17 protein-coding genes are annotated in these 18,261 nt (G+C 59.5%); 9 read left to right on the top strand and 8 right to left on the bottom strand.

Annotated features, from left to right (window positions below; translation table 11 throughout):
• The first annotated feature begins 16 nt into the window (after nt 1-16).
• On the top strand, nt 17-1,180 hold the full coding sequence (tsgA, locus tag AB5Y82_RS16265) for an MFS transporter TsgA (RefSeq protein ID WP_111901380.1): 1,164 nt from the start codon (nt 17-19) through the stop codon (nt 1,178-1,180).
• 97 nt (nt 1,181-1,277) lie between these two features.
• On the opposite strand, the gene AB5Y82_RS16260 is transcribed toward tsgA, so the two are convergent.
• Nucleotides 1,278-1,955, bottom strand: a complete 678-nt coding sequence (locus AB5Y82_RS16260) for a Crp/Fnr family transcriptional regulator (RefSeq protein WP_033115839.1) — start codon at nt 1,953-1,955, stop codon at nt 1,278-1,280.
• Nucleotides 1,956-2,164: 209 nt separating this feature from the next.
• Between AB5Y82_RS16260 and AB5Y82_RS16255 the strand changes: the two genes are divergently transcribed.
• Complete coding sequence (locus AB5Y82_RS16255) at nt 2,165-2,503, top strand: YcgJ family protein (protein ID WP_111901379.1); 339 nt, start codon at nt 2,165-2,167, stop codon at nt 2,501-2,503.
• Nucleotides 2,504-2,556: 53 nt separating this feature from the next.
• Nucleotides 2,557-3,138 carry a DUF1349 domain-containing protein gene (locus AB5Y82_RS16250; RefSeq protein ID WP_111901378.1) on the top strand — a complete coding sequence of 194 codons (582 nt, stop codon included), beginning with the start codon at nt 2,557-2,559 and terminating at the stop codon, nt 3,136-3,138.
• A gap of 80 nt (nt 3,139-3,218) precedes the next feature.
• Here AB5Y82_RS16250 and rimO read toward each other — a convergent pair whose 3' ends face one another.
• Complete coding sequence (gene rimO / locus AB5Y82_RS16245; RefSeq protein WP_111901377.1) at nt 3,219-4,547, bottom strand: 30S ribosomal protein S12 methylthiotransferase RimO; 1,329 nt, start codon at nt 4,545-4,547, stop codon at nt 3,219-3,221.
• A gap of 292 nt (nt 4,548-4,839) precedes the next feature.
• Between rimO and AB5Y82_RS16240 the strand changes: the two genes are divergently transcribed.
• Nucleotides 4,840-5,964 (top strand): HD-GYP domain-containing protein, encoded by a 1,125-nt coding sequence (locus AB5Y82_RS16240; protein WP_021231198.1) that lies wholly within the window; start codon nt 4,840-4,842, stop codon nt 5,962-5,964.
• A gap of 164 nt (nt 5,965-6,128) precedes the next feature.
• On the opposite strand, the gene AB5Y82_RS16235 is transcribed toward AB5Y82_RS16240, so the two are convergent.
• From AB5Y82_RS16235 to AB5Y82_RS16210, 6 genes are all read right to left on the bottom strand, one after another.
• Nucleotides 6,129-6,314 carry a hypothetical protein gene (locus AB5Y82_RS16235; protein ID WP_139740605.1) on the bottom strand — a complete coding sequence of 62 codons (186 nt, stop codon included), beginning with the start codon at nt 6,312-6,314 and terminating at the stop codon, nt 6,129-6,131.
• 42 nt (nt 6,315-6,356) lie between these two features.
• Nucleotides 6,357-6,938 (bottom strand): NifB/NifX family molybdenum-iron cluster-binding protein, encoded by a 582-nt coding sequence (locus AB5Y82_RS16230; protein ID WP_368174244.1) that lies wholly within the window; start codon nt 6,936-6,938, stop codon nt 6,357-6,359.
• Nucleotides 6,935-7,249 carry a DUF134 domain-containing protein gene (locus tag AB5Y82_RS16225; RefSeq protein ID WP_005338107.1) on the bottom strand — a complete coding sequence of 105 codons (315 nt, stop codon included), beginning with the start codon at nt 7,247-7,249 and terminating at the stop codon, nt 6,935-6,937. The genes AB5Y82_RS16230 and AB5Y82_RS16225 overlap by 4 nt, the downstream gene beginning before the upstream one ends.
• Before the next feature lie 224 nt (nt 7,250-7,473).
• Nucleotides 7,474-8,655: a dicarboxylate/amino acid:cation symporter gene (locus tag AB5Y82_RS16220; protein WP_005359180.1), complete on the bottom strand. Its 1,182-nt coding sequence runs from the start codon at nt 8,653-8,655 to the stop codon at nt 7,474-7,476.
• A gap of 192 nt (nt 8,656-8,847) precedes the next feature.
• On the bottom strand, nt 8,848-9,399 hold the full coding sequence (locus AB5Y82_RS16215) for a hypothetical protein (RefSeq protein WP_368174243.1): 552 nt from the start codon (nt 9,397-9,399) through the stop codon (nt 8,848-8,850).
• Between the two features lie 105 nt (nt 9,400-9,504).
• Nucleotides 9,505-10,143 (bottom strand): TetR family transcriptional regulator, encoded by a 639-nt coding sequence (locus AB5Y82_RS16210; protein WP_040065945.1) that lies wholly within the window; start codon nt 10,141-10,143, stop codon nt 9,505-9,507.
• A gap of 140 nt (nt 10,144-10,283) precedes the next feature.
• Between AB5Y82_RS16210 and AB5Y82_RS16205 the strand changes: the two genes are divergently transcribed.
• The 5 genes from AB5Y82_RS16205 (at nt 10,284) to rfbA (ending at nt 18,199) form a co-directional block, all read left to right on the top strand.
• Entirely contained in the window at nt 10,284-11,477 is a 1,194-nt protein-coding gene (locus tag AB5Y82_RS16205; protein ID WP_111901373.1) for an efflux RND transporter periplasmic adaptor subunit, read from the top strand.
• Nucleotides 11,478-11,494: 17 nt separating this feature from the next.
• Nucleotides 11,495-14,644, top strand: coding sequence for an efflux RND transporter permease subunit (locus AB5Y82_RS16200; RefSeq protein ID WP_111901372.1), 3,150 nt, complete (start codon nt 11,495-11,497; stop codon nt 14,642-14,644).
• Nucleotides 14,645-15,235: 591 nt separating this feature from the next.
• Complete coding sequence (rfbB, locus tag AB5Y82_RS16195) at nt 15,236-16,321, top strand: dTDP-glucose 4,6-dehydratase (RefSeq protein ID WP_111901371.1); 1,086 nt, start codon at nt 15,236-15,238, stop codon at nt 16,319-16,321.
• Entirely contained in the window at nt 16,321-17,208 is an 888-nt protein-coding gene (gene rfbD / locus AB5Y82_RS16190; RefSeq protein ID WP_111901370.1) for a dTDP-4-dehydrorhamnose reductase, read from the top strand. The genes rfbB and rfbD overlap by 1 nt, the downstream gene beginning before the upstream one ends.
• Nucleotides 17,209-17,320: 112 nt before the next feature.
• On the top strand, nt 17,321-18,199 hold the full coding sequence (gene rfbA / locus AB5Y82_RS16185; RefSeq protein WP_111901369.1) for a glucose-1-phosphate thymidylyltransferase RfbA: 879 nt from the start codon (nt 17,321-17,323) through the stop codon (nt 18,197-18,199).
• The last annotated feature ends 62 nt before the right edge of the window (nt 18,200-18,261 follow it).

The following is an 18,261-nucleotide window of genomic DNA, read 5'->3' as shown; positions in this document are numbered from 1 at the left end:
TTATGAGAGATCCAATATGAACAATAAGCTCTCCCTCACTGCCATCAGCTTCCTGGCCAACTTCGTGATGGCCGGTTTTGCGACCCAGTTCGGCATGCTGATCGACCCCATCGCCGCCAAGTTCGGCGCCGACGTCAATCAGGTGGCCTCCATCTTCTCCCTGCTCAACGGCGGAGCGCTGGCGGGCACCATTGCCGCCTTCTTCCTCATCGAGAAGGTGGGCCTCAAGCGGATGACGCTGATCTGCTACGGCCTGATCGCGCTGGCGGCGGCCTCGCTCCATCTGACCGGCTCGCTCTATGTGGTGATGGCGGCCATGACGGTGATTGGCCTGTGCGGCGGGGTGGGGCTCTGCATTGCGGGGACGCTGGTGGTGAGCGTCTGGCAGGCGCGGATGCAGAGCACCATGCTGGTGGTGCAGGATGCCACCTTCAACGTGGCCGGGGTGGTCTTCCCGCTTATCACCACCTACACCCTGACTCACGCCATGGCGTGGAGCTGGAGCTATCTGGCGGTGGGTGTGGTGGCGCTGGCGACCATGCTGGTGGCGGTGCTGACCAACTTCCGCAGCTGCGAGGCGGGCGGCGAGAGCGCTGGCAACGAGCACTCGGAGTGGAACCTTGGCATCATCAGCGGCGGGTTGGGGCTTTTTCTTGGCATGCTGGCGCTCTACACCTTCCTCACCTGGGCGCCCATGTTCGTGAAGAACAAGTTCGGCATCCCCTTCGAGGAGGCGGGCAATATCATCACCCAGTACTGGACGGCGGCCCTGCTCGGCGCGCTGGTCTCTACCGCCATCGTGACCCGCGTTGCGATCCGCACCTTCCTCCTGGTGATCATCACGCTGGCGATGGGGATGACGGCGCTTATCGTCACCACCGACAACCTGAGCCAGCTGCCTTACCTCACCTACGGTTACGGCTTTGTCTGCGCCGCGCTCTACAACGCCTTTATCGCCTACGGGGTGTCGTTTGTACGGCAGGCATCGAGCAAGAACGTCTCCTACATCCTTATCAGCGGCAGCGCGGGGGCCATGTTCAGCCCGGCCATCAGCGCTATGTTCGAGCAGGTGATCGGTCTGCAGGCGGTGATGTACGCCATCCCGCTTATCTACGGCGTGATCCTCGCCATGCTGGTGGCGTCGCTGCGGATGGCCCGGCCCCAGCCATGTCTGGCCTGAGCGGGAGAGTAAACAGCAAGAGGGGCGGTATCGACCGCCCCTCTTTTTTGTTGCTGTTCCGCTTGTCGCTGTTCAGGCGGCGACTGATGCTCGCGACTTATGGTTGCTCCAGAAAGGCCCTGAGCCCCGCCAGATCGCGGATCTGCAACCCCTCCTCGCCGCGCTCCACCAATCCTTTATCCATCAGCTCTTTCACCGCCCGCCGGTAGACCCGGTCGGTCGTGCCGAAGCGTTCCGCCTCCTGATACCCCTTGCGAAAGCCGCTCACCGGATTGTCGTGGCAGTGGCTGTGATAGAGGTCGAGGGCGATGTTGTAGCTGATGGGGTAGAGCATGCGGCAGGTGAAGATATCCACCGTGTCCTGATAGTCGATGGCAATGGCGGTGGCAAAGAAGAGCGCCACCTTGGGGTGGGCGACCAGCGCCTGCTCCAGCTGCTCGCCGTCGATGCGGGCCACTTCCAGCGGCTCCTCGGCGATGATGTCGAGCTGGCAGCGGTAGCCGGTGAAGAACTCCATCTCGCCAAAGAGCTGGTTGTCGCACTCCAGGGTGCCGAGCTGAAAGCGGCGACCATTCATGGCGGTGTGGCCCATGGCGATGCGGCCATTCGGCACCAGCACCAGATCCCGCAATAGCTCCCCCTGACGCATCAGGGGCTCCCCCTCGGGGATCAGGCGCCGCTCCGTGATGCAGGAGATGACCACCTGTTCGATGAGATCGTGGCTGGCCTGCCAGTGGGGCTGAAAGCGCCCCTTGAGAAGGGGTTTGAGTTGCATGGCGGACTCTTTGACTGACGTATACAGGCGGCTATTACACATGTTCGCCCCCCGATAAGCCAGCCCCGCTGCGGTGGCGGCCCGCTTGGCGCCAAGCCTCTATGTGGGCTTTGCGCGGTAACCGGCTGATAGGGCGGTTGCAATTGGCCATCACGGAATCGGAGTGATAAATTAACGCCCTGATTTGCAAGGTTTATCAAGGGAACACCATGTTCAAACGCTCGGCTGCGCTGGTGGCGCTGCTGCTAATCGGGGGCGTTCACGCGGCTCCGGCCGTTTTCTCTCCCGCCGCCAAGGTGGTGTGCGACAAGAAAGGCGGCTATTGCGCCGACCCGCAGGGGATCTCGATTGGCCTGACCCGCGCCCATCTCGGGGAGCAGGCGGCCAGCCGTTTGCAGAAGAACCTGCAGGGGGCCGACCCTGGCAGCTACACCCTGAGCAACGGGGTGCATTGCGAGAGCAGTGAGCAGCAGTGCTACAAGGATCGCTACTTCCCGCGCACCAAAGAGAGCCACTTCACCGCCATCCTCTTCAAAGAGGGCAAGTAAGCGGCTGGCCTCCGCTGGAGGCAAAGTTGGCGAGACAACAGGAGTTAAACGAGATGATGGAAGGGACGCAATGGCGCTGGCTTAATGAACCGGCCCAGTGGCACCAGACCAGCGATGGCTTGCAGGTAGTCACGGACCAGCAGACCGATTTTTGGCGCAGCACCTGGTATGGCTTCGAGCGCCACAGCGGCCATGTCTATGGCTGCGAGGTGGCGGGTGAGTTTACCTTTCAGGTCTGCGTCGAGGGGGAGTTCACCACCCTCTACGATCAGGCGGGGCTGATGCTGCTGCAAGACGACGCGCACTGGCTGAAAGCGGGGATCGAGTACAACGATGCCCAGCCGATGATCGGCAGCGTGCTGACCAATCCGCGCTCTGACTGGGCCACCGGCATTTTCCCCGGCAATCCGCGCCGCTTCTGGCTGCGGCTGACCCGGCTGGCCGATTGCCTGCGTTTGCAATACTCCACCGATGGCAAGGTGTGGCCGCTGCTGCGCCTCGCCCCGTTCCCGCCAAGCGAGCGCTGCTTTATCGGGGTGATGTGTTGCACGCCGGAGCGGCAGGGGCTGGCGGTGCGCTTCTCTGACCTGCGCCTCACGCCGCCCCTTGGCAAGGCGCTCCATGATTTGAGCTAGGCCAGCGGTTTTGCCTGCGACATTCAGCCAATAAAAAAGCGCCCGCAGGCGCTTTTTTCATTTGGCTGGTAAGGCCTCAATTAGCTGATCAGGCTGGCCCACAGGTCATATTCGTCGGATTCGTCGATCCGTACCTTGACCATGTCCCCCGGCTTGAGGCCGGTTTCGCCGTTGAGGTAGACCAGACCGTCGATCTCCGGCGCATCGGCGAAGGAGCGGCCAGTGGCACCCTCTTCGTCCACTTCGTCGATGATAACGGTCATCTCCTGACCCACTTTGCGGGCCAGCTTGCGGATGGAGACTTGCTGTTGCAGCTCCATAAAGCGCTGGAAGCGCTCTTCCTGAATATCTTCCGGTACCGGATCCGGCAGCTCGTTGGCCAGCGCCCCTTCGACCGGGCTGTATTTGAAGCAGCCGACGCGATCCAGCTCCGCCTTGTCGATAAAGTCCAGCAGCATCTGGAAATCTTCCTCGGTCTCGCCCGGGAAGCCGACGATAAAGGTGGAGCGCAGGGTGATCTGCGGGCAGATTTCGCGCCACTTCTGGATCCGCTCCAAGGTGCGCTCGACCGAACCCGGGCGCTTCATCAGTTTCAGGATGCGCGGGCTGGCGTGCTGCAACGGAATATCGAGGTAGGGCAGTACCTTGCCATCGCGCATCAGCGGGATAACGTCATCCACGTGCGGGTAGGGGTAGACGTAGTGCAGGCGCACCCAGATGTCGAGCTTGGCCAGCTCTTCGCACAGGGCGACCATGCTGGTCTTGACCGGCATGCCGTCGTAGAAACCGGTGCGGTGCTTCACATCGACGCCGTAGGCGGAGGTGTCCTGGGAGATCACCAGCAGCTCCTTCACGCCCGCTTCTTTCAGGCGCTTGGCTTCTGCCAGCACGTCGCCGATGGGGCGGCTCACCAGATCACCACGCATGGAGGGGATGATGCAGAAGGTGCAGCGGTGGTTGCACCCTTCGGAAATCTTCAGATAGGCGTAGTGGCGCGGGGTCAGCTTGACGCCGTGGGCCGGTACCAGACTGGTGAAGGGGTTGTGCTGCGGCTTCTCCACATATTTGTGGACGTGGCCCAGCACCTCTTCATAGGCGTGGGGGCCGGTGATCTCGAGCACCTTGGGGTGGATCTCGCGGATCTGGTTCTCTTTGGCACCCAAGCAGCCGGTGACGATCACCTTGCCGTTCTCGGCCAGCGCTTCGCCGATCGCTTCCAGCGACTCTTGCACCGCGCTGTCGATAAAGCCGCAGGTGTTGACGACGACCAGCTCGGCATCGTCATAGCTGGGCACCACATCGTACCCTTCGGTACGCAGCTGGGTCAGGATGCGTTCTGAATCGACCAGGTTTTTGGGGCAACCCAAGGAGACGAATCCTACTTTGGGGGCCTGTTTTATGTTGGACATCGCTCAATCACTCTTAGGTGGCTCTTCTTTAAGGGCGCGGATTTTACCGGAATGGTTAACCAAAAACTATACAGCCAGCATGGCAGAACCGAACAATATCTCCGACCAGGCAAGATTGGGCTGTACCAGCAGTCGTTGATGACGCGCCCTTGGTAGGGCTATTGCCTCTGCCATGCAGGCTTGTTGTGGGGAAGCTGCTTTGTTGATTTTTCTGTCAATTTTGACGCCGTGGCGGGGAGAGCGTCAAAGGGAGTTACTATACTTCCATCACGGGGTCCCGTTGGAGAAGGCGATGGAAAGTTCATTTGGCGAAAAAATGCAGAGCGTACATGCCACGCTCAGGCAGCGCTTTGACAAGCTGAGTCGGGTGGCCATCGCGATTTACGATCCCCATACCGATCAGCTCAAGACCTTTGCCCACAGTACCGAGGGGCCCTCGCCACTGGTGCAGTATGAGGTGAAGCTGAGCGATGTTCCCTCCCTGAGTTATCTGGCGGAGCACAAGCAGCCCCGGGTGCTCGGCAATCTGGATGCCCTGCGTGGCTCGGCATCGGAGCACAGCCGCAAGGTGCTGGAGGCGGGTTATGCCTCCAGCTATACCGAGCCGCTGCTGTTCAACAGCAAGCTGTTTGGCTTTCTGTTTTGCGATGCCATGGAGCCGGGATACTTCGAGGAGCCGATCCGAAGCGAGCTGTCGGCCTATGCACAGGCGCTCTCGGCCATCATTGCGGTTGAGTTTTTCTCCATCCAGACCCTTGGCGGCGCGTTGACCACGGCGCGGGAGTTCAGCCGCTATCGGGATGAGGAGACCGCCAACCATCTGCACCGGATGTCGGCCTACTCCCGGCTGATTGCCAAGACGCTGGCCCCGACTTGTGGGCTGAGCGATGAGGAGGTGGAGTTTATCTATCTCTTCTCCGAGCTGCACGACATCGGCAAGATCGCGGTGCCGGATGCCATTTTGCTCAAGCCGGGCAAGCTGACGCCGGAAGAGTTCGAGATCATGAAGATCCATCCAGGCAAGGGGCGGGAGATGATCAGTTTGATGATCAACGAGTTTGGTCTCGATGGCATTCATCATACCGACATGCTGACCAATATCATCGCCAGCCATCACGAGCGCTTTGACGGCACCGGCTATCCGCTGGGGCTGGCGGGGGAGGCGATCCCGTTGGCGGCCCGCATCGTGACGGTGGCCGATGTGTTTGATGCCCTGACCAGCGAGCGCCCCTACAAGAAGGCCTGGCCGTTCGAGACGGCGTTTGCTTATCTGGAGGAGCATGCCGGCAGCCAGTTTGATCCCGCCTGTGTCGCCGCAGCTCTGCACAACAAGGCCGAGTTTTATGCCATCTATCAGCAGTATCAGGATCCGGCCTGCTCTGCGAGCGTGGCGGCCAGCGGCGCCGAGCCGGGTTGAGCGTGTGTGATGAGCGTAAGGGGGGGAAGAGGCGGTTCAAGCATGGCGAGGAGTAAATAGAGAGGGGGCACCAGCAGGTGCCCCCTCTCTTTTATGCGCCTCTCGATTCCACGCGCCCTTATTTTGCCGACCTTATCTCTGCGGCTATGGCGTTTACGGTCAGGTTACTTTTTGGGCGTCGGCTCGCTGATCTGGTAGAAGTGATCCGCGCAGGCGCTGGAGCAGCCGCAGGGGCGTACCTCTTTATCTTCCCGCTTCTGGGCAAGCTGGTATTGGCGCCACCAGATGATGGTGCCCATGGCCAGGATCAACACGAACGAGGCGAGCAGGCTTAACAACCAGATGGACATGGTCTCTTCTCCTTGATGGTGATGACATGCACGGCGATGGCATCAGTGATGATGGCAGCAACCGCCCTGCTGGTTGGCGCCTTCACTGCCATGACAACAAGTATGGCCTTGTCGTGAGCTCTCTACCTGATTGCCACTACTGGCGCAACAGTGATCGGAGCCACTGTTGCAATCACCATGACAATGGCTATGACTCTGGCCTGCGCCGACGGGCTGGATGGCACGGATAGTCGCCTTGCTCTGATGACGGCGAGACGGACGCCCCTGACTGGCCTCGGTGAGAAGTTGCAGATTGGCGGGGGCCAGCAGCGCGGGCAGCGGCAGGCGGGCAGAGCGGCACTGCAGCACCCGGATATTGGCCGCCAGCAGGCGACCCAGCATCCGCTCGCCGATATTGCGCACCACCACCTGACCTACCTGATGATGGGCGAGGGCGTCGAGCAGCGCTTGCTTGCCGTGGCAGCCTTCGGCGGCGGCCGGGTTGGTCAGAGTGGCGATAACGTTCCCTTCGGGGTTAAGAATTTGCAGCTGCTCGGCACGGGTAAAGTGGCCAGCCAGCAACCCCTGACTCAGCATCAGGGCGCTGTTGCTGGGGTTGGTGGTCATGGTTGTGACAGCATTCATGTCGGCTCTTCTCCACTGGTTGGGTGGTCGGGCTCGGCGGGTTGCATCATCAATGCCTTGCCCAGACTCAGACACTCCACCACCTTGTAGCGCCCTTTTTTCAGGATATTGGCCAGGGTCTGGCGGGAAACCCCCATCACCAGGGCGGCCTCCTGCTGCTGCATTCCTTGAAGGTCGACGAGGCGCAGTGCCTCGAACTCGTCAGGGGCCAGCGTGACCTGTTCCAGCTGATGCATGGGGCGGCCGTTGGGTTTGAAGCAGCTGTTGGCGGGGCGGCCACAGATCTGGCGGGCAATCTTGGGTCTTGGCATGGTGACTCCTAATTGGCATAAGCCATTTATACGCTCATATGTAGCATATGCCAATAATTTTGTCTGATGCAGAGGGTAGCGCCAGTGCTGTTCACGGCAGCGAGGGGTAAAGAGAGGGAGGAGGAATACGTACAAAAGCAGTGAAGCTGGCAGAAACGACGCAGGCCCGAACATGGTCCGGGCCTGCGGGTTTTGCAGAGGATGGCCGGGCTATCTCGGCGAGCTTACGCCTGTTCGGCCTCGGCCACGGGGGCTGCGCTCTCGCTACCGTTGGCGAAGCGATCCGCCCACAGGGCGATCACGCCGTCACCAGTGACGTTGCAGGCGGTGCCGAAGCTGTCTTGCGCCAGATAGAGGGCGATCATCAGGGCGATGGAGGCTTCACCAAACCCCAGCATGGAGGTGAGCAGGCCCAGCGCCGACATCACGCCACCACCCGGCGCGCCCGGTGCGGCGATCATGATCACCCCCAGCATCATGATGAAGGGGAGCATGGTCTCGATGCCCGGAATGGCCAGATGCTCGGAGAGGAACATCACCGCGGTGGCACAGGTGACCAGGGTAATGGTGGAGCCACAGAGGTGAATGGTGGCGCACAGGGGCACAGTGAAGTTGGCGATGCCGTCGCTCACCCCGTTGTTCTTGCTCGATTGCAGAGCGACCGGAATGGTGGCGGCGCTCGACATGGTCCCCAGCGCGGTGAAGTAGGCGGGCAGCATGTTCTTGATGAGCTGGGCCGGTGAGCGGCCAAGGGCCAGACCGGTACCAACGAACAGCACGGATAGCCAGATCCAGTGCATCAGGATGGCCATCACCAGCACCACGCCGAAGGTTTTCAGGGTAGCGAATACGGTGCCTTCTACCGTCATCTCGACAAAGACGCCGGCGATGTAGAACGGCAGCAGCGGAATGATCACCTTGGCCAGCAGGCGGTCGATGATGTCACGACCCTGATCGGCGACCCGGCGCAGATCGGTGGCCTGGGTGGCGCTGATGCCGATGCCGAACACGAAGGCGGCGGCCAGTGCCGACATCACGCCAAACAGCGGCGGGATCTCCAGATTGACGTAGGAGGCAAGCTTGATAGCCGTGGCCGTGGTGGGCTCGGCGGCGGTGGTGAACTGCGGGATAAGGTGGCTCGCCACGGTAAAGGCGAACAGCCCCGCCAGAATGGTGGAGCAGTAGGAGAGGGCCACGGTTTTGCCCAGCAGCTTGCCGGAGTTTTTCGGCAGGCTGGCGATGCCGCTCATGATAAAGAACAGAATGATGAGCGGAATGGTGAAGGTGATCAGCTGACCTATCACTGTCTTGGCCGTAAACAGCACGCGCGCCACCCACTCAGGGGCGTAGAGACCGAGCAAGAGACCGGCAAGGATGCCAGCAATGAGTTTCAGGACAAGTTTCATAAGGAAATCCGGAGTTGGTTGTATTGTCTGTTTTGTTATTAAAATTTGATATTAATCACACTTTTTAACACGTAAGCCGTGTTATGTCTGCCTTTTCTGCGTTAACGCCGAGTTAAATATTGTCGAAAGCCAGGATCGCCGACTAGCTGTCGGCTTGGTGTTGAACGGGAAAATCCGTGATGAATTAGCCCATTAGGTGGCCTGATGATCGCCACGCAGCAACATGACGTACTGGGTGGCGTGTTGACCTGTGCATGATGGCGTGTTGGTCGAGGCGGCTTCCATCGGCGCCAGTTGCAGTGCTATCCCGGATGTGGTGACCAGTTGCTGTAGCTGATGGTGACTTATCTTGCCGCTTGGCGGCAGGGGGAAGCAGAGCGGAGCACCCGCTTTGAGCAGGGTCGCCAGCTGTTGCAACTGGGGAACAAGGGTGGCCGCGTCGCCATCAAGCGGGTGGCTCAGCCAGATGCCATCGTAAGGGAGCACCGAGTGCATCTTCGCCAGCGGGCAGACCCGCACTGCTTGTCCGGATTGCTGCGAGGCAACTTTGGCGTCAGCCAGCACAGCGTCACAGGCAGTGACTACATACCCTTCTGCACGCAGCCAGCACAGATCCTCCCCCGTACCGCATTGACCATTGAGCAGGTGAGCACCGGGTTTGATACGTGCCACAAAGGCAGCCCGAACGTGGGCGTGCTGGTCGTTAAATGGCCAGGAAGCGGGGATGGCGTCAGGGTGTGGCACAGGGGTTACCTCAAGCAGGGGGCGCACATGGTAACAAATCGGGGCCTGACTGCCAAAACGCGCAGTCAGGCCCCGATTTGGATGTGAGGACGTTGCCGGAGCCGGTTAGCGGCCGCAGGCAGGCCCGTGGGGTTGGGCCAGCATGGTGAACATGCTCTCTATCAGGAAGGCTGATTCGCCCTGCAGATCGATCCGCCCCGGAAAGTGGAGCCAGTTGATGATGTAGCCATCCAGAGTGCAGTGGAGCAGGGTGGCGGCGCGCTGCAGGTTGAGGTTGGCGGGCAGCTGGCCCCGCCGTACCGCATTGGCCAGGGTGGTCTCCAGGTCCCGGAAGAAGTTGGCGGACTGGCTGCGGATATGTTCGCGCAATGAGATTGCCTCCCCCTCCAGCGATTCGAGATTGAACAGGATGGTGAACATCTGCCGCTGGGCCGGATTGTGAATGAAGCTGTGGAGCACCCCTTCGAAGAAGAGGCGCAGTTGCCCGAGCGGATCCGGCTCATCTGGATTGAGGCAGGCATCGAGCTGGTGGGCGAGGGGGCTGCAGAGCTCCTGCCAGAGCGAAATGAAGAGTTCATCCTTGTTCTTGAAGTGCCAATAGATGGCCCCGCGGGTCAGGTCTGCCGCCCTGGCGATGTCGGTCAGGCTGGTCTTGGCCAGGCCCTGAGAGCAGAACAGATCCAGCGCCGTGCTCATGATGTGGCAGCGGGTTTGCTGCGCCTCTTCTTTGGTTCGTCTGGCCATCGAAATTTGTGCCTCATGCAAGCAAAAAGTCACTTACATACATTTATGAATGTATGTATATTGCCTCATCTTTCGACTATTTACCAACAGGGCCCATGAGGCCCTGATTGTTCATTGACTGGCAAAGGCTCAGGTGTTTCATGCATAAACATATTCTTGCTCGTTCAGTTGGTCTTGCCTTGCTGGCTACAGGCTTGCTGGCAGGTTGTGGTGACAAGGGGGGCGCACCCCAGGGACAGGGCGGCATGCCCCCCGCGGCGGTCAACGTAGTGACCCTGCAGAGCGGTCCGCTGATGTTGACCACCGAGTTGACCGGTCGCAGCGCCCCGTTGCGGGTGGCCGAAGTGCGTCCGCAGGTGAGCGGCATCATCCTCAAGCGCCTCTTTACCGAGGGAAGCGATGTGAAGGCGGGTGACCTGCTCTATCAGATTGACCCGGCTGTCTATCAGGCGGCGGTTGCCAGCGCCAAAGCCAATGTGGCCAAGGCCGAGGCCAACGAGCAGAGTGCCCGCCTCAAGGCGCAGCGCTATCAGGAGCTGCTCAAGGTCAAATCCATCAGCCGTCAGGACTATGACGACGCCGACGCCAGCTGGAAGCAGGCCAAGGCGGAGATCATGGCGAGCAAGGCAGCCCTGCGCACTGCCGAGATCAATCTAGGTTACACCCGCATCACAGCCCCCATCAGTGGTCGTATCGGTAAATCCGCGGTGACCGAGGGTGCGCTGGTGACCGCCCAGCAGGCTGACAGCCTGACCGCCATCCAGCAGCTCGATCCCATGTATGTGGATGTGCGTCAGTCCACCGCCGATCTGCTGCGCCTCAAGCGACTGGTCGCCGAGGGCAAGTTGACCCAGGACGAGCAGAAGGGGGCCAAGGTGACCTTCCAGCTAGAAGATGGCTCCACTTACGGCGAAGAGGGCTCGTTGCAGTTCTCCGATGTGACCGTGGATGAGACCTCCGGCATGGTGACCCTGCGGGTGATTGTGCCCAACCCTCACCAGCTGCTGCTGCCCGGCATGTTTATGCGCGCCACCCTGCAAGAGGGTGAGAGGGCGCAAGGGCTGCTGGTGCCGCAAACTGCGGTGACTCGCACCCCCAACGGCGGCGCCACCGTGATGGTGGTAACCGCTGACAACAAGGTGGAGCTGCGCAACGTGCAGCTGAGCCGCATCGTCGGCAGCAACTGGGTGGTGGAGTCAGGGCTCACCTCCGGCGAGCGGGTGATCGTGGCTGGCTTGCAGAAAGTACGACCGGGCGCCGTGGTCAATCCCGCCGAGCAGGGTGCTGATGTAGCGTCTGCTCAAGCTGCGTCCAACACCCCGGCCAACAAGTAGGATGGAGTAGTCGCTTCATGGCTCGATTTTTTATAGACAGACCCATTTTTGCCTGGGTGATCGCGCTGGTGATCATGCTGGCGGGTAGCCTGGCCATCATCAAATTGCCGGTCGCCCAGTATCCGAGCATTGCGCCGCCCGCGGTCGGTATTTCCGCCAGCTATCCGGGCGCATCTGCCAAAACGGTGGAAGACTCGGTGACCCAGATCATCGAACAGAACATGACCGGGCTGGATCACCTGCTCTACATGTCCTCTCAGTCTGACTCCGCGGGGCGGGTGTCGGTGACCCTCACCTTCCAGCCGGGGACCGATCCCGATATTGCCCAGGTGCAGGTGCAGAACAAGCTGCAGCAGGCGATGTCGCTGCTGCCGCAAGAGGTGCAGCAGCAGGGCATTCGGGTACAGAAGACCTCCAGCAGCTTCCTGATGGTCGCGGCGTTCATCTCCAGCGATGGCTCGATGAACAACGACGATCTGGCGGACTATGTGGTCTCCAACATCAAGGAGCCTCTGAGTCGTCTGGACGGGGTAGGGGATATCACCTTGTTCGGCAGCCAGTACTCCATGCGGGTCTGGCTCGATCCCAACAAGCTCAACCGGGTGCAGATGACCCCGGGGGATGTGCAGGCGGCCATCAAGGCGCAAAACGCCCAGGTGGCGTTCGGCAAGCTGGGTGGCACCCCGTCGGTGGAAGATCAGCAGTTCACCGCCACCATCATGGGGCAGACCCGTCTCTCTACCGTGGAGCAGTTCAACGACATCCTGCTGCGGGTGAATCAGGATGGCTCCAAGGTGCGGCTGAAAGATGTGGCCCGGGTCGAGCTGGCGGGTGAAAGCTATGACGCCGATGCGCTCTACAACGGTCAGTCTACCGCCGCGGTCGCCATCAAGCTGGCGACCGGCGCCAACGCGCTGGATACCGCCGAGAAGGTGCGTGCCAAGCTCAATGAGCTGTCGGATTACTTCCCGGCCAACATGGAGATCGTCTACCCCTACGACACCACGCCGTTTGTGAAGATCTCCATCGAGGAGGTGGTGCAGACCCTGATCGAGGCGATCTTCCTGGTGTTCTGCGTCATGTATCTGTTCCTGCAGAACTTCCGCGCCACCCTGATCCCGACCATTGCGGTGCCTGTGGTGCTGCTCGGTACCTTCGGGGTGATGGCGGCATTCGGCTTCTCCATCAATACCCTCACCATGTTCGGTATGGTGCTGGCCATCGGCCTGCTGGTGGATGACGCCATCGTTGTAGTGGAGAACGTGGAGCGGCTGATGAGCGAGGAGGATCTCTCCCCGCTGGAAGCGACCCGCAAGTCGATGACCCAGATCACCGGCGCGCTGGTGGGGATTGCCCTGGTGCTCTCCGCCGTGTTCGTGCCGATGGCCTTCTTCGGCGGCTCGACCGGCGCCATCTATCGCCAGTTCTCATTGACCATCGTCTCGGCCATGGTGCTGTCGGTGCTGGTGGCGTTGATCCTGACACCGGCGCTCTGTGCCACCCTGCTCAAGCCGATGAAACATGGCGAGTTTGGTGCCAAGCGCGGCTTCTTTGGCTGGTTCAACCGCGCCTTTGATGCGGGTACCAACCGCTATCAGAGCGGTGTGCGCAAGGTGATCAAGCAGGGTGTGCGCTACAGCCTGATCTACTGCGCCATGCTGGCGGTACTGGCAGTGCTCTTTATGCGGATGCCCACCTCCTTCCTGCCGGAAGAGGATCAGGGGGTCATCATGTCCATGGTGCAACTACCGGTGGGGGCGACCAAGCAGCGCACCGAGGTGGTGCTGGCGGACATGCGCGACTACTTCCTGAAAAACGAGAAGGATAACGTTGACTCCGTACTGACCGTATCCGGCTTCAGCTTCGCCGGTAGTGGCCAGAACGCGGGTATGGCCTTTATCAAGCTCAAGGACTGGAGCGAGCGCAAGAGCCCGGATCGCAGCGCCAATGCCATTATCGGTCGTGCCATGGGCTATCTGTTCAGCATCAAGGAGGCGCAAGTGTTCGCCTTTAACCTGCCTCCGATCCCGGAGCTGGGTACGGCGACCGGTTTTGACTTCTTCCTGCAGGATCGCGGCGGTATCGGTCACGACAAGCTGATGGCGGCGCGCAACCAGCTGCTCGGCATGGCGGCGCAGGATCCCACCCTGGTGCGAGTGCGTCCGAACGGGATGGAAGATACGCCGCAGCTCGATATCAAGATCGATTACGAGAAGGCGCTGGCGCAGGGGCTATCCATCGCGGATATCAACAACACCCTGGCCACCGCCTGGGGCTCGTCCTACGTTAATGACTTCGTTGACCGTGGCCGGATCAAGAAAGTCTACATGCAGGCGGATGCCCCCTTCCGGATGAACCCGGAAGATCTGAAACTCTGGTATGTGCGCAACAGTGCTGGTCAGATGGTGCCCTTCTCTGCCTTTGCCAGCACCGAGTGGAGCTTCGGCTCGCCGCGTCTGGAGCGTTACAACGGCGTGCCGGCGATGGAGATCGTCGGTGAGGCGGCGCCCGGCAAGAGTACCGGTGATGCGATGGCGGCGATTGAGCAGATGGTGAAACAGCTGCCGGAAGGGGTGGGCATCGAGTGGACCGGGCTCTCCTTCCAGGAGCGGCAGGCCGGTTCACAGGCTCCTGCGCTCTACGCCATCTCCTTGTTGGTGGTGTTCCTCTGTCTGGCGGCCCTCTACGAGAGCTGGAGCATTCCGTTCTCGGTGATGCTGGTGGTGCCGCTCGGGGTACTGGGGGCCATTGTGGCTGCCACCCTGCGCGGGTTGGAGAACGACGTCTACTTCCAGGTGGGCTTGCTCACCACCATCGGCTTGTCGGCCAAGAACGCGATCCTGATCGTGGAATTTGCCAAAGAGCTCTATGACAAGGGGATGGGCTTGGGTGAAGCGGTGGTGGAGGCGGCACGCCTGCGTCTGCGTCCGATCCTGATGACCTCGCTTGCCTTTATCCTCGGGGTGCTGCCGCTGGTGATCAGCTCCGGCGCGGGCGCCAGCAGCCGTAACGCCATCGGTACCGGCGTGATGGGGGGGATGATTAGCGCCACCGTGCTGGCCATCTTCTTCGTACCGCTCTTCTTTGTGTTGGTGATGCGTTACTTCACCAAACACAGCAGCAAAGAAGAGCGCCTGACCCATACCCATGAGTCAAAACATGACTGATGGCTGGCGGGCGATTGTTCTCTGAACTAGCCTGCAGGCGCTAGAGTTGGTGTCTTTAGAGTCTCATTATGTTAATGGGGCAACCAAAATGGTTGCCCCATTTTTTTTCCAAATTGCTCATGTTTGGCTGATCTTTCACCACTTATGTGGTGGGGTCATACAGCTCTTTTGGTTCTCCATCGACTCTTGATTAAAAACGAGAGAGTAAGACATTTTTTGGTGTGCAGTCTTGTCGTAATCGAGATAGAATCTTCCGCTCTATCGGGCTGGTACGGTGTGTCGTTCTTGCCATGTACAAGCGCTATCTTGCTGAAATATGCGAAGTAGCCGCATGGTAAAGCACCATCAAGACAAAATAATGCTGGAGGACACGATGACCAACAGCAAGCACAATCAGGTTAAAAGCAGCAAACTGGGGGCTGTAACCTAGGGGCGGTAGCCATAGCATTTGTTGTTAACTTGATTGAATATCACTCATCAATACACATTCTGGTGATGTTAAGAGGCCCCATACCCCTATGAGCGGTCTTTTATTTCTGGCTCAGCCCGCAACCGGATCTATATCTACTCCTCGCAAGAGATAACATATCTATGAAAATTCTCGTTACCGGTGGCGCAGGCTTTATCGGCTCTGCCGTGGTGCGCCATATCATCTGTGATACCCAAGATTCTGTTATCAATCTCGATAAACTCACCTATGCCGGCAACCTGGAATCCCTGGCCGATGTATCGACAAGCGAGCGTTATGCGTTTGAGCTGGTGGATATCTGCAATCGCGCCGAGCTGGATCGGGTGTTTATCCAGCACCAACCGGATGCCGTGATGCATCTAGCCGCCGAGAGTCATGTTGATCGCTCCATCACAGGACCGGCTGACTTTATCGAGACCAATATCGTAGGCACCTATATGTTGCTGGAAGCGGCACGTGCCTATTGGAACGGTCTGGACGAGGTACGCAAGGCGGCCTTCCGCTTCCACCATATCTCCACCGATGAGGTGTATGGGGATCTGCCCCATCCGGATGAAGTGGCTGCCGGTGAGCCATTGCCGCTCTTTACCGAAACAACCCCCTATGCCCCCAGCAGCCCCTATTCTGCCTCCAAGGCTTCCAGCGACCATCTGGTGCGCGCCTGGCGCCGTACTTACGGCCTGCCAACCATCGTCACCAACTGCTCCAACAACTACGGCCCTTATCACTTCCCCGAGAAGCTGATCCCGCTGGTCATTCTGAACGCGCTGGATGGCAAGCCGTTACCTGTCTATGGCAAAGGCGACCAGATCCGTGACTGGCTCTATGTAGAAGATCATGCACGCGCGCTCTACAAGGTGGTGACTACTGGCTTGGTCGGGGAGACCTACAACATCGGCGGTCATAACGAGAAGCAGAATCTGGAGGTGGTACACACCATCTGCGATCTGCTGGACGAGATGGTGCCAAAAGCGGGCTCTTATCGTGAGCAAATCACCTATGTGGCGGATCGCCCCGGTCACGATCGCCGTTATGCCATCGATGCGACCAAGATGAGCAGTGAGCTTGCTTGGCAACCGCAAGAGACCTTTGAATCCGGTATTCGCAAAACCGTGCAGTGGTATCTGGATAACCAGCAGTGGGTCAGCAACGTCAAGAGCGGTGCCTACCAGTCTTGGATTGAGCAGAATTACGGGGAGCGTGCCTGATGCATATCCTGCTGTTTGGCAAAAACGGCCAGGTAGGCTGGGAGCTGCAACGCGCACTGGTGCCGCTCGGGCGCATCACTGCCGTTGATTTTGACTCCACTGACTATTGCGGTGATTTCAGCAATCCGGCAGGGGTGGCCGAAACGGTACGTTTGGTCAAGCCGGACGTAATTGTCAACGCCGCAGCCCACACCGCAGTCGACAAGGCCGAAAGCGAGCGGGAGTTTGCCGAGCTGCTCAACGCGACCAGCGTGGCAGCGATAGCCAAAGAAGCGGAAGCATTGGGTGCCTGGCTGGTGCATTACTCCACCGACTATGTGTTCGATGGCAGCGGTGAGCGCCCCTGGGTGGAAACCGATGCAACCGCCCCGCTCAACGTCTATGGCGAAACCAAGCTGGCGGGTGAGCAAGGGGCCGCGCTTTGTTCCCGTCACCTGATCTTCCGCACCAGCTGGGTTTACGCCGCCCGTGGCGCCAACTTTGCCAAGACCATGTTGCGCTTTGGCAAAGAGCGTAGCGAGATGTCAGTGATCAATGACCAGTTCGGCGCTCCGACCGGTGCCGAGTTGCTGGCCGATTGCACTGCCCATGCTCTCCGCGTGGCGCAGCGCAAACCCGAGGTCGCAGGGCTGTACCATCTGATTGCCTCCGGTACCACCACCTGGTTTGACTACGCCCAATTGGTGTTTGCCAAAGCCAGAGAAGCCGGGGTTGAACTGGCTGTCACGCAACTCAATGCAGTGCCGACCAGCGCCTTCCCGACTCCGGCCAAACGCCCCCATAACTCCCGCCTTGATACCGGCAAATTCCAGCGCACCTTCGATCTGGTGCTGCCGGAGTGGACCGTCGGTGTGGAGCGGATGTTGACCGAGATCCTCGGTAAGTAAATTACTGGCCTGGGATGTAGTGACTGCCTCCCTGGCTGGCAGGGATAAAACAGGAAGGTGTGGCCGCAAGCCACCTTTTTCTTTTGCAATTTAAAAATAAGAAACAAGCATCATGACCAAACGTAAAGGCATTATTCTAGCCGGTGGCTCGGGCACCCGTCTCTATCCAGTCACCATGGCGGTGAGCAAGCAGCTGCTGCCCATCTATGACAAGCCGATGATCTACTACCCGCTCAGCACCCTGATGCTGGCGGGGATTCGCGATATTTTGATCATCAGCACGCCGCAAGATACTCCCCGCTTTGAGCAACTACTGGGTGACGGTAGCCAGTGGGGCCTGAATTTGCAGTACAAGGTGCAGCCAAGTCCGGACGGGTTGGCACAAGCCTTTATTCTGGGTGAAGAGTTTATCGGGTCAGACCCCTGTGCGCTGGTGCTGGGGGACAACATCTTCTACGGCCACGACCTGCAGAAGCAGTTGGCGGCGGCAGCGGCCAAAGAGAGTGGCGCTACCGTCTTTGCCTACCATGTGCATGACCCCGAGCGTTATGGGGTGGTGGAATTTGATAAAGAGGGTACCGCTATCTCTCTGGAAGAGAAGCCACTGGAGCCCAAGAGCAACTATGCGGTGACCGGCCTCTATTTCTACGACAACGGCGTGGTGGAGATCGCCAAGAGCCTGAAGCCATCGCCCCGTGGTGAGCTGGAAATAACCGATGTGAACCGTATCTACCTGGAGCAAGGCAATCTGTCGGTGGCCATGATGGGCCGTGGTTATGCCTGGCTGGATACCGGTACCCATGAAAGCCTGATTGAAGCGAGCAACTTTATTCAGACCATCGAGACCCGTCAGGGGTTGAAAGTCGCTTGTCCTGAAGAGATCGCCTATCGCCAGAAGTTTATCAGTGCCGACCAGATACGTGAGCTTGCTGCGCCATTGGCGAAGAATGCCTATGGACAATATTTGTTAAGAATGGTTGCCAAAGCCTGATGTGATATAGGGGGAAGGGAAGATGCTCCCCCCATAAAAATTGAATCAAATGTGGATAGACA

The organism is Aeromonas sp. s13 (assembly GCF_040907905.1).
GTDB lineage: Bacteria > Pseudomonadota > Gammaproteobacteria > Enterobacterales > Aeromonadaceae > Aeromonas > Aeromonas veronii.
The sequence above is the reverse complement of the archived record's forward strand: the minus strand, read 5'-3'. Positions and strand labels throughout refer to the sequence as shown.

Bases quoted from the DNA above. Each gene is read 5' to 3' on its own strand.
- AB5Y82_RS16240 (WP_021231198.1), top strand. From the start codon at position 4,840: ATGGAAAGTTCATTTGGCGAAAAAATGCAGAGCGTACATGCCACGCTC.
- AB5Y82_RS16235 (WP_139740605.1), bottom strand. From the start codon at position 6,314: ATGTCCATCTGGTTGTTAAGCCTGCTCGCCTCGTTCGTGTTGATCCTG.
- AB5Y82_RS16250 (WP_111901378.1), top strand. From the start codon at position 2,557: ATGATGGAAGGGACGCAATGGCGCTGGCTTAATGAACCGGCCCAGTGG.
- AB5Y82_RS16255 (WP_111901379.1), top strand. From the start codon at position 2,165: ATGTTCAAACGCTCGGCTGCGCTGGTGGCGCTGCTGCTAATCGGGGGC.
- tsgA (WP_111901380.1), top strand. From the start codon at position 17: ATGAACAATAAGCTCTCCCTCACTGCCATCAGCTTCCTGGCCAACTTC.
- AB5Y82_RS16260 (WP_033115839.1), bottom strand. From the start codon at position 1,955: ATGCAACTCAAACCCCTTCTCAAGGGGCGCTTTCAGCCCCACTGGCAG.
- AB5Y82_RS16230 (WP_368174244.1), bottom strand. From the start codon at position 6,938: ATGAATGCTGTCACAACCATGACCACCAACCCCAGCAACAGCGCCCTG.
- rfbA (WP_111901369.1), top strand. From the start codon at position 17,321: ATGACCAAACGTAAAGGCATTATTCTAGCCGGTGGCTCGGGCACCCGT.
- rimO (WP_111901377.1), bottom strand. From the start codon at position 4,547: ATGTCCAACATAAAACAGGCCCCCAAAGTAGGATTCGTCTCCTTGGGT.
- rfbD (WP_111901370.1), top strand. From the start codon at position 16,321: ATGCATATCCTGCTGTTTGGCAAAAACGGCCAGGTAGGCTGGGAGCTG.
- AB5Y82_RS16225 (WP_005338107.1), bottom strand. From the start codon at position 7,249: ATGCCAAGACCCAAGATTGCCCGCCAGATCTGTGGCCGCCCCGCCAAC.
- rfbB (WP_111901371.1), top strand. From the start codon at position 15,236: ATGAAAATTCTCGTTACCGGTGGCGCAGGCTTTATCGGCTCTGCCGTG.
- AB5Y82_RS16220 (WP_005359180.1), bottom strand. From the start codon at position 8,655: ATGAAACTTGTCCTGAAACTCATTGCTGGCATCCTTGCCGGTCTCTTG.
- AB5Y82_RS16210 (WP_040065945.1), bottom strand. From the start codon at position 10,143: ATGGCCAGACGAACCAAAGAAGAGGCGCAGCAAACCCGCTGCCACATC.
- AB5Y82_RS16205 (WP_111901373.1), top strand. From the start codon at position 10,284: ATGCATAAACATATTCTTGCTCGTTCAGTTGGTCTTGCCTTGCTGGCT.
- AB5Y82_RS16200 (WP_111901372.1), top strand. From the start codon at position 11,495: ATGGCTCGATTTTTTATAGACAGACCCATTTTTGCCTGGGTGATCGCG.